Genomic DNA, 884 nt, shown 5'->3' on the forward strand with positions numbered 1-884 from the left:
GCCGTACATGTATCGCGCCGTCGACACCGGGCTTCGCACCATCGACGTGCGCACACTGACGGAGGCGGCACAGATCCTTGGTGCTGGTTGGGGGACGATCATCACCCGTGTCATCCTGCCCAACGTGCTGATCGCGGTGCTCTCGGGCGCCTTCCTCACCTTCGCCATCGTCATCGGCGAATTCACCATGGCCAGCCTGCTCAACCGGCCGGCCTTCGGCCCCTATCTGCAGAATATCGGCGCCAACCGCGCCTATGAGCCGGCGGCACTTGCCATCATCGCCTTCGCCATCACCTGGGGCTGCATGTCGCTGATCCAGATACTGTCCCGCTTCGCGCCGAAATCGGCGAACCGCCCAAATTGATCGAGAGAACCACGCCATGGCCGACCCATTCCTCTCCATCCAGCACGTTCGAAAATCCTTCGGCGCCACAACGGTGGTCGAGGACTTCAATCTTGACGTCGAGCGCGGCGAATTCGTCTCCTTCCTCGGCCCGTCCGGCTGCGGCAAGACCACCGTGCTGCGCATGGTGGCGGGCTTCGAGGAGCCGAGCGCGGGCACGATCGTCGTCGGCGGCAAGGACATTACGAGGTTGAAACCCAACCAGCGCAATGTCGGCATGGTGTTCCAGGCCTATGCGCTGTTTCCGAACCTGACCGTGGCGCAGAATATCGGCTTTGGCCTGAAGGTCGCCGGCATGCCCAGGGCGGACATCGATGCTCGTGTCGCCGAAATGCTCGGCATCATCAAGCTGCCGCAGATGGCGGATCGCTATCCCTACCAGCTCTCGGGCGGCCAGCAGCAGCGTATCGCATTGGCCCGCGCTATCGCGCCGAAGCCGAAGCTGCTGCTGCTCGACGAGCCGCTGTCGGCGCTCGACGCC

The 884-nt window shown here is 63.8% G+C and carries 2 protein-coding genes; both read left to right on the forward strand.

All coding sequences use genetic code 11. The features are described 5' to 3' along the window. On the forward strand, window positions 1-364 hold a 364-nt coding region (locus EN750_RS36650), incomplete at its 5' end, for an ABC transporter permease subunit (RefSeq protein WP_127399437.1). Window positions 365-380: 16 nt separating this feature from the next. Continuing rightward, window positions 381-884: ABC transporter ATP-binding protein (locus EN750_RS36655; RefSeq protein ID WP_145968305.1), on the forward strand; the 504-nt coding region annotated here is incomplete at its 3' end.

Origin of the sequence: Mesorhizobium sp. M7A.F.Ca.ET.027.03.2.1 (assembly GCF_003999175.1) — a bacterium.
Lineage (GTDB): Bacteria > Pseudomonadota > Alphaproteobacteria > Rhizobiales > Rhizobiaceae > Mesorhizobium.